At 71.8% G+C, this 9,648-nt stretch carries 5 protein-coding genes; 2 read left to right on the forward strand and 3 right to left on the reverse strand.

Annotated features, from left to right (window positions below):
* Nucleotides 1-13 precede the first annotated feature (13 nt).
* Nucleotides 14-1,834, reverse strand: coding sequence for an aspartate--tRNA ligase (aspS, locus tag G495_RS0109030; RefSeq protein ID WP_028587540.1), 1,821 nt, complete (start codon nt 1,832-1,834; stop codon nt 14-16).
* Between the two features lie 62 nt (nt 1,835-1,896).
* Nucleotides 1,897-3,150: a histidine--tRNA ligase gene (hisS, locus tag G495_RS0109035; RefSeq protein ID WP_028587541.1), complete on the reverse strand. Its 1,254-nt coding sequence runs from the start codon at nt 3,148-3,150 to the stop codon at nt 1,897-1,899.
* 582 nt (nt 3,151-3,732) lie between these two features.
* Between hisS and ilvD the strand changes: the two genes are divergently transcribed.
* Both ilvD and G495_RS0109045 read left to right on the forward strand, forming a co-directional pair.
* Nucleotides 3,733-5,394: a dihydroxy-acid dehydratase gene (gene ilvD, locus G495_RS0109040; protein WP_028587542.1), complete on the forward strand. Its 1,662-nt coding sequence runs from the start codon at nt 3,733-3,735 to the stop codon at nt 5,392-5,394.
* Between the two features lie 256 nt (nt 5,395-5,650).
* Nucleotides 5,651-6,385, forward strand: a complete 735-nt coding sequence (locus G495_RS0109045; RefSeq protein WP_028587543.1) for a class I SAM-dependent methyltransferase — start codon at nt 5,651-5,653, stop codon at nt 6,383-6,385.
* A 14-nt stretch (nt 6,386-6,399) separates the two neighbouring features.
* On the opposite strand, the gene G495_RS0109050 is transcribed toward G495_RS0109045, so the two are convergent.
* Nucleotides 6,400-9,519, reverse strand: coding sequence for a DEAD/DEAH box helicase (locus tag G495_RS0109050; RefSeq protein WP_028587544.1), 3,120 nt, complete (start codon nt 9,517-9,519; stop codon nt 6,400-6,402).
* Nucleotides 9,520-9,648: the final 129 nt, after the last annotated feature.

Here is a 9,648-nt window from a genome sequence, read left to right on the forward strand (position 1 = left end):
GGCCCGGCCCGCACTAGTCCTTGGGCGCCTCGCGCACCCGGATGTGCAGCTCGCGCAGCTGCTTGTTGTCCACCTCGTCGGGGGCGTCGGTCATCAGGCAGGTGGCCTTCTGGGTCTTGGGGAAGGCGATGACGTCGCGGATGGACGCGGACCCCGACAGGATCATGATAAGTCGGTCCAGCCCGAAGGCAATGCCGCCGTGAGGCGGCGCGCCGAACTCCAGGGCCTGGAGCAGGAAGCCGAACCGCGAGCGGGCGGTGGCCTCGTCCATGCCCAGGGCGGCGAACATGGCCTGCTGGGTGGCCTGGTCGTGGATGCGGATGGAGCCGCCGCCGATTTCCGAGCCGTTGAGCACCATGTCGTAGGCGCGGGAGAGCACGGCGCCGGGGTCCGTGGTCAAAAGCTCCGCGTGGCCGGGGGCCGGGGCGGTGAAGGGGTGGTGCAGGGCCACCCAGCGCTTGTCCTCGGGGCTCCACTCCAGCAGGGGGAAGTCCGTGACCCACAGCGGGTTGAAGGCGCCCGGGTCGATGAGCCCCAGGCGGCGGCCCAGCTCGTTGCGCAGCTGGCCCAGGGCGGTGTTGACCATGACCGCCGGACCGGCCTGGAAGAAGAGGATGTCGCCCTCCTGGGCCCCCAGGCGCCCGGCGATGCCCTGGCGCTCGGCGTCGGAGAGGAACTTGGCGATGGGCGACTGCCACTCGCCGCCGGGCTTGAGCTTGATCCAGGCCAGGCCCTGGGCGCCGTAGATCTTCACGAACTCGGTGAGGTCGTCGATCTCCTTGCGCGAGAGGTCCACCCCGCCCGGCACGCGCAGGCCCTTGACCAGCTCGGCGGAGGCAAAGAGCTTGAACCCGCCGCCGCGCACCACGTCGGTCACGTCCTTGAGCTTCAGGTCGAAGCGCGTGTCGGGCTTGTCCAGGCCGTAGTCGCGCATGGCCTCGTGCCAGGTCATGCGCGGGAAGGGCTCGGGCAGGGCCACGTCCAGGGTCTCGGCGAACAGGCGGCGGATCATGCCCTCGGCCATGGCCATGACCTGCTCCTGGTCCACGAAGCTCATCTCGCAGTCGATCTGGGTGAACTCGGGCTGGCGGTCGGCGCGCAGATCCTCGTCGCGGAAGCAGCGCACCACCTGGTAGTAGCGCTCCATGCCCGCGACCATGAGCAGTTGCTTGAAGATCTGCGGCGACTGGGGCAGGGCGTAGAACTTGCCCTCGGACAGGCGGCTGGGCACCAGGAAGTCCCGCGCGCCCTCGGGGGTGCTCTTGGTCAGAATGGGTGTCTCGATTTCCAGGAAGCCCTGCTCGTCGAGGTAGCGGCGCACGCTCTGCACGGCGCGGTGGCGCAGCTGGAAGTTGCGTGCCAGCTTGGGGCGGCGCAGGTCCAGGTAGCGGTATTGCAGGCGCAGGGTCTCGGCGGCGTCCACGCGGTCCTCGATGGCGAAGGGCGTGGTGCGCGAGGTGTTGAGCAGCTTCCACTGGTCCACCACCACCTCGATCTGGCCGGTGGCCAGGCCCGGGTTGGTCATGCCCTCGGGCCGGGGGCGCACCTGCCCGCGCACGGCCAGCACGTATTCCGTGCGCAGGATATGCGCGTCGGCGTGGGCGGCGGGGCTGTGCTCGGGCGAGAAGACCACCTGGGTCAGGCCCTGGCGGTCGCGCAGGTCGATGAAGATCAGCCCGCCGTGGTCGCGGCGATACTGGGCCCAGCCCATGAGGCACACGGACTGGCCGACGTGGGCGGCGGTCAGTTCGCTGCAGGTGTGCGTGCGCTGCCAGCCGTCCAGGGGCGTGATGTATTTCTGGTGCTCGCGCTGAACGTCGTAGGTCTCTTCCATGGTGCGTCCTCTCGGTGTGCGTCCCGGCGCCCGGGGTGCGGGCGGCGGGCGGAAAATGTCGGCTACTCGCGGCTCGCCAGCAGGGCCACGGCCTCGGCCCGGGGCAGGGTGCGCTGCTCGCCGCTGCGCATGTCGCGCAGGGTCACGCTGCCGTCGGCCAGCTCCTGCCCGCCCAGCAGCAGGCACCAGCGCGCGCCCGAGCGGTCCGCCGCGCGCATGCGGCTCTTCATGCTGCCCGAGGCGAAGCCCGTCTCGCCGGTGAGCCCGGCCTCGCGCAGCTCCTGGGCCAGGGCCAGGGCCGGGCTGGGGGCCGCCGGGTCGAGCACGGCGACGAAGAAGTCCGCCGCAGGCTGGCCCACGGGCGACACCAGCAGCGCCAGGCGCTCCATGCCGATGGCAAAGCCCGTGGCGGCCACGTCGGGCCCGCCGAGCTGGGCAATGAGCCCGTCGTAGCGCCCGCCGCCAGCCACGGCGGTCTGCGCGCCGATGTCCGTGGAGGTGACCTCGAAGGTCAGGCCCACGTAGTAGTCCAGCCCGCGCACCAGCCGGGGGTTCTTGACGAACTCCACCCCGGCCCCGGCCAGGATGGCCTGGACCTCGGCATAGGCCCCGGCGCAGTCCGCGCACAGGTGCTCCTCGATCTCGGGGGCGCTGGCGGTCAGTTCGCGGCAGCGGGGCACCTTGCAGTCCAGCACGCGCAGGGGGTTGGTGCCCGTGCGGCGCTTGCAGTCGTCGCACAGCTCGTCCGCGCCCGGCAGGGCGGCGAAGAAGGCGTCCAGCGCCGCGCGGTGCCGGGGGCGGCAGGTGCGGCAGCCCAGGGAGTTGATCTCGAAGGTCAGCTGGCGCATGCCCAGGGTGCGCAAATAGGTCGAGAGCATGAGCACCAGCTCGGCGTCGGCCTGGGGCTCGGTGGCCCCGACCATCTCCACGTCCAGCTGATGGAACTGGCGCATGCGCCCCTTCTGGGGCCGCTCGTAGCGGAACATGGGCCCGAAGGTGAACATCTTGTGCACGGCGCCCGGGGAATAGAGCCCGTTCTCGATGTAGGCGCGCATCATGCCCGCCGTGGCCTCGGGGCGCAGGGTCAGGGAGCGGCCCTTGCGGTCGGGGAAGGTATACATCTCCTTCTGGACCACGTCGGTCTCCTCGCCGATGGAGCGCGAGAAGAGTTGGGTCGGCTCCATGAGCGGCAGGCGCACCTCCTGGTAGCCGTAGCGCGAAAAGACCTGGCGCGCGGTCTGCTCCAGGTGGGCGAAGGTCGTGCTCTCGGGCGGATACATGTCCGCCACGCCTTTGATTTTCTGGATTTTGCTCATCTTCCGGGCTCGTGCCGGAGCACCCCGCAGGGCGCCGCCGGGCTATGCGGTGCAAAAAAACCTGGAAAGCCAGGGCCAAGCCGCTAGGAGTTAGACCATACCCGCCCAAAAGTCAAAGCGCGCGGCCCCGGCGCCAGGGCGCCCACAATCGCGGACCGTGCAGCGCGCCGGAGCCGGGTGGTCTCCGGGGGGCCGGGGGCGTTCCTCCCGTTCCACTTCCGGCTTGCGGCGTCATTTCACTGGCATCCCGGAGCCGGGGCGCACGTCTTGCCCCTGCTGCCCGCGCCCCTGCCGGGCGCCCGCGCGGCCTCCGGCCCCGGCTCCTCACCCGGGCCTGCCGGGCGCGCCCGCTGCCGCCCGGCCCGCAGGCCCGGGCACCCCAGTGCTGACAAGGCGCGCCAGGGGCGCTATGACAGAGGCAGGCGCCGCCGCCACCCCCCGGAGCCGGGCAGCGGAGCCTGCGCGCGGCTGGCCCGGCATGCGCCGGACGCCCGCGCGCAGCGCCAAAAAGGCTTGCCCTGCCCACCAAAGGGCTCTAGGGTGCGGCCAAAATAATCGATTACCCCCCACGAGGATCGAATCATGCGCAGCAAGCAAATGACCCACGGGCTGGAAAAGGCCCCCCACCGCTCCCTGCTCTACGCCCTGGGCCTGACCCGCGAGGAAATGCGCAGGCCGATCATCGGCGTGTGCAACTCCGCCAACGAGATCGTGCCCGGGCACATCCACCTGGACACCATCGCCAAGGCCGTGAAGGAGGGCGTGCGCATGGCGGGCGGCACGCCCCTGGAATTCCCGGTCATCGGCGTGTGCGACGGGCTGGCCATGAACCACGCGGGCATGCACTTCTCCCTGCCCTCGCGCGAGATCATCGCCGACTCCATTGAGATCATGGCCAGCGCCCACCCCTTCGACGCGCTGGTGCTCATCCCCAACTGCGACAAGGTCGTCCCGGCCATGCTCATGGCCGCCCTGCGGCTGAACATCCCCGCCGTGGTCGTCTCGGGCGGGCCCATGCTCGCGGGCAGCGGCGGCACGGACCTGATCACCGTCTTCGAGAGCGTGGGCCGCGCCCGGCGCGGCGAGATGACCGAGGCCGAACTCGACGCCCTGGAGCAGTGCGCCTGCCCGGGCTGCGGCTCCTGCGCGGGCATGTTCACGGCCAACTCCATGAACTGCCTGTCCGAGACCATCGGCCTGGCCCTGCCCGGCAACGGGACCATCCCCGCCGTTACCGCCGAGCGCGTGCGCCTGGCCAAGACCGCAGGCGTGCGCGTCATGGACCTGCTGGAAAAGAACATCCGCCCGCGCGACATCGTGACGGAAAAGAGCGTGGCCAACGCCGTGACCCTGGACATGGCCCTGGGCTGCTCCACCAACACCGTGCTGCACCTGCCGGCCATCTTCAGCGAGGCCGGGCTGGCCCTGACCCTGGACATCTTCGACGAGGTCAGCGCGCGCACGCCCAATCTGTGCAAGCTCTCCCCGGCGGGCCCGCACCATATCGACCAGTTGCACCGCGCCGGGGGCATCCCCGCCGTGATGAGCGAGCTGGCCAAGCGCGACCTGCTGCACCTGGACGCCATGACCGTCACCGGCCAGACCCTGGGCGAGAACCTGCGCGACCTCTCCGCCGTGGTGCGCGACCCCGAGGTCATCCGGCCCATCGACAAGCCCTACTCCCCGCGCGGGGGCATCGCCGTGCTGCGCGGCTCCCTGGCGCCCGGCGGCGCGGTGGTCAAGCAGTCCGCCGTGGCCCCGGAGATGATGCGCCGCACCGGCCCGGCCCGGGTCTTCGACTCCGAGGCCCTGGCCAGCGAGGCCATCCTCGGCGGGGCCATCAAGCCCGGCGACGTGATCATCATCCGCTACGAAGGCCCGCGCGGCGGCCCGGGCATGCGCGAAATGCTCTCGCCCACGGCCAACATCGCGGGCATGGGCCTGGGCGAATCCGTGGCGCTCATCACCGACGGGCGCTTCTCGGGCGGCACGCGCGGCGCGGCCATCGGCCACGTCTCGCCCGAGGCCGCCGACGGCGGGCCCATGGCCCTGGTCCGCGAGGGCGACCTGATCGAGATCGACATCCCCGCCCGCGCCCTGAACCTGCTGGTGGAGCCCGCCGAACTGGACGCCCGCCGCAAGGCCCACGTGCCCCCGGCGCGCGAGATCGCCTCGCCGCTGCTGCGCCGCTACAGCCGCCTGGTGCAGAGCGCGGCCCAGGGCGCGCGCTACAAGGACGAATAAACCCACCGCCCGCTCCGGGCGGCCCTGCCTTCCGGCCCGCCCCTGGGGCACCCCGCGCGCGGGGTGCCCCAGGGGCGCCAGCCGTTGCCCCCAGGCCTCGGCCCCCCGGGCCGCACCGCGCGCCCTGTTGACCTCGCGCGTGATTCAAGCCCATACTGGCCGTGTGCTTTCACCAGGCCCCGCCACCGGACGGCGGCGGCCAGGAAGCACCCGGCTCCCCCGGCACCCCCGGGCAACAACGCACAAGGACGAACGCATGGCGCGCTGGGACGGCGAAGCGGTGGACCGCTACGAGGCGTGGTTCGAGACGCCCACCGGGGCCTTCGCCCTGGCCCAGGAGCGCGCGCTCCTGGAACGGCTGGTCTCCGCCTGGCCCCGGCGCGGGCACACCCTGCTGGACATCGGCTGCGGGCCGGGCGTGTTCATGAAGCTGTTCTGGGAGTCGGGCTTCGACGTCACCGGCCTGGACAGCTCGCCGGACATGCTCGGGGCCGCGCGGCGCAGGCTGGGGCCCCACGGCGCCTACCACCTGGGCCGCGCCGAGCACCTGCCCTTTGCCGACGACGAGTTCGACTACGCCACCCTGCTCACGGTGCTGGAATTCTGCGAAGACCCGGAGCTGGCCCTGCGCGAGGCCCGGCGTGTGGCGCGCTACGGGGTGCTGGTGTCGTTCCTGAACCGCTTCTCGTTCTACCACTACAGCCATGGCCGCGCCTGGCCCTGGCGCGGCTCGGGGCGGACCATCGAGGCCCGCTGGTACTCCTGCCTGGAAATGCGCCGCCTGGTGCTGGGCACCCTGGGGCCCAAGCAGTGGCAATGCGCCTCGGTGCTGCCCGGCCCGGTGTGGAGCTGGCGGTCCGGCGCGCCCTGGAGCGTGGTCAACCGCGTGGTCTACCCCCTGGGCCTGGGCGCCTACGGCGCCATCCGCGCCGACTTCACCAGCGAAAAGCCCCTGACCCCGCTGTACCTGCTGAGCAAGAACCCGGCCTGAGCCCCGCCGCGCCGCTACCAGCTCACAGGCAGGCGCACCGTCTGTTTGGCCTTGTTGGTGAACAGCACGTGCCCGTGCTCGCGGCCATACAGGAACAGGTCGCGGGTCACGGCCACGTCCTGGGTGCAGTAGGCGATGATCTCGTCCAGGCGGCCCTCTTTCCACCACGCCAGGGCCTGGAGCCCGTCGGCGGACTTCTGCGCGCCCAGGGTCGCCTTGGCCAGATGGTCCAGGGACAGGCGGTAGCCCAGGCGGGTATAGACGTGCTCGAGCATGTCGCAGGTGGCCAGGGCCGCCGGGTCGAAGTCCACCACCCCGCGCAGCACCGCGTAGTCGAAGCGCTTGATATTGAAGCCCACCACCAGCGGCAGGGCGGCCAGATCGCGCACCAGCTCGCCCAGCTCCTCCTGCACATAGGCCCGGGTCTGCCCGCTGCGCGAGTCGTACAGGCAGGCGCACGACACGCCCATGCGCTCCGCGCGGTGCCAGCCGCCGACCTCGGCGGCGGAGCGCCGGGTCTCCAGGTCGAACACACCGAAATGCCCGCTGGCCACGCCCGTGGCCGGGGTCTGCTGGCTGCTCATGGGCTCCTCCCGGCGCCGGGGCTCCGGCGCCGCCTGTTGCGCGGGTTGCACGGCGCGGGCGGGCTCCGGGGGGCCGCCTGCGGCCTCGAAGAAAAACGCGGGCGAAGGCAGGGCGCCGGGCACCACGGCACCGTCCGCGCCGCCCAGGCCGGGGCGCCCCCCAGGCCCGGCGGGCGCCCCGGGCATCAGGGCCGCCGCAGGAAGCGCCCCGGGCTCCCCAGGGTCCAGGGCCGCCCGGGCCTCGGCCAGGGCCGCGTCCACGTCCAGCGCCGGGGGCGGCGTGTCGCGGATGGCCTCCAGCAGGAAACGCGCCGCGCCCTTGTCGATGGGCCGGTTGCCCGAGCCGCATTTGGGCGAATGCACGCACGAGGGGCAGCCCGTTTCGCAGGGGCACGAGGCCACCACGTCCAGGGTCCGCTCCAGCAGCTCCCCGGCCTGCCCAAAGGCCTGCCACGACAGGCCCACCCCGCCGGGCAGCCCGTCGTACACGAACACCGCCGCCCCGCCCACCTGGGGATGGTACGGCGTGGAAATGCCGCCCAGGTCGTTGCGGTCGGTCATCACCAACAGCGGCAGGATGCCAATGGCCGCATGCTCCAGGGCATGGATGCCGCCCATGAAATGCATGAAGCCGTCCTCGGCGCGGCGCTGGGCCTCGCGCGGGATCTCCAGCCACAAGCCCTCGGTCTCGAAGCTCATGGGCGGCAGGTCCAGGGGCACCACGGTCAGCAGCGCGCCGCCCTTGTTCCGGCGCCGCTCGTAGCCCGTGACGCGCTCGGTGACGCGCAGCCGGCCCTTGAACACGCGCATGCCCCATGCCGTGCGCACCCCGTCCACGGACAGGATGCGCGTGGACTTCTCCGCACGCACCCGGGTGTAATGGTCCACCCGCGCCGGGGCCACGGTCACCGTGCGCCCGGGCAGGTCCAGCACCTGGACCACATAGGTCCGCCCCAGGTGCAGATACACCGCGCCGGGATGCGCCTCCTTGCAGGCGCGGTGCTCGTCCACCTGACCCACGCTGCGCTCGCCCTCGCCGCCGCCCAGGGCGATGATGCGCAGCTGCCCGCCCGCGCCGCGCAGGTCCACAGTATGGTGCGGGCGGCGGCGCGGGGAGTGGATTTCCGCGCCGTCGGCGCTGGCCAGGAGCCGCCCGTCGTCCAGCATGGCCCGCAGCACAGGCGCCACCCCGGGCTCGGCCAGCCAGGGCTCGCCAGGGGCCAGGGGCAGCTCCGCCGCCGCGCAGACCAGGTGGCGCTCCACGATGCGCGGGTTGGCCGGGTTGAGCACCGCACGCTCGGGGGGTCGGGCGAAGAAATCGCGCGGGTTGCGCATGAAATACTGGTCCAGCTGGTCCTCCCCGGCGATGAGCGCCACGGCGGACTCCTGCTGCGCCCGGCCCACGCGGCCCCCGCGCTGCAAGGTCTGCATCACCGTGCCCGGGTAGCCCACCAGGATGCACAGGTCCAGGCTGCCGATGTCGATGCCCAGCTCCAGGGCGCTGGTGGAAATGACCGCCAAAAGCTCCCCCGAGGCCATGCGCGCCTCGATGTCCCGGCGCTCCTCGGGCAAAAACCCCGCCCTGTACGCGCTGATGCGCTCGCGGTACGGCCCCGAACGCTGCGCCGCCCACAGGGCGATCAGCTCGGTCATGCGCCGCGACTGGGTGTAGACGATGGTCCGCAACCCGCGCGCCAGGGCCGCCTTGAGCAGCAGGATGGCCACCTGCGACGGGCTGTCGGCCATGGTCAGCGCCGGGTTCAGGAACAGGAAATGCCGCCCGCCCCGGGGCGCGCCGCTCTCGGTGATCTCCGCGACCTCCTGGCCCGAAAGCTGGCGCGCCAGCTCCCCGGGGTTGCCCACCGTAGCCGAGAGGAACGCGAAGGCCGGGGCCGACCCGTAGCGGCGGCACACCCGCGCCAGGCGCCGGAAAACCTGGGCCATATGCGAACCCAGCACCCCCCGGTAGGTATGCACCTCGTCCACCACCACATGGGTCAGCCCCGCGAAAAACGCCGCCCACTTCTCATGATGCGCCAGCAGCGCCAGGTGCAGCATCTCCGGATTGGTCAGCAGCACACCCGGCGGCTTCTCGCGGATCTTGCGCCGGGCCCAGGCCGTGGTGTCACCATCATAAATGGCCGCCCGGGGCCGCGAGGCCTCGGGCCAGGGCGCCACCAGCTCCTCGAAGGAGCGCAACTGGTCCTGGGCCAGGGCCTTCAAGGGGAAAAGACACAGCGCCCGGCTGTCGGGGTTCATGAGCTGCTGCTCCAGCACGGGCAGGCTGGAAACCAGGGTCTTGCCGCTGGCCGTGGGCGTGGCCACCACCACGTTGCGCCCCGCGCGCAAGAGGTCCATGGCCGCCGCCTGATGCGCATACAGGCTGCCAATGCCGCGCCGTTCCAAAAGCCGTTCCACCGTCACCGGCCAGGGCCGGCGGCAGGCGCCCGCCACCGCCTCGCCCGCAGGCAACACCTCATGGTGCGCCACCAGATGCCCCAGCCGCTGCGAGGCCTTGAGCGCCGCGATGTATTCGCCAATGTCCGCCATGCGGAGAAGATACGGCGCGACAGCCAGGAAGGGAAGAGCCGAGGGAGAGCGGCGAAGAAGAACCGGGAGAGGGGGGAGCGGGGGAATTTTTCTGGCGCCAAAATTCCCCCGCTCCCCCCTCTCCCGGAC

It is taken from the genome of Desulfocurvus vexinensis DSM 17965 (assembly GCF_000519125.1).
GTDB classification, from domain to species: domain Bacteria; phylum Desulfobacterota; class Desulfovibrionia; order Desulfovibrionales; family Desulfovibrionaceae; genus Desulfocurvus; species Desulfocurvus vexinensis.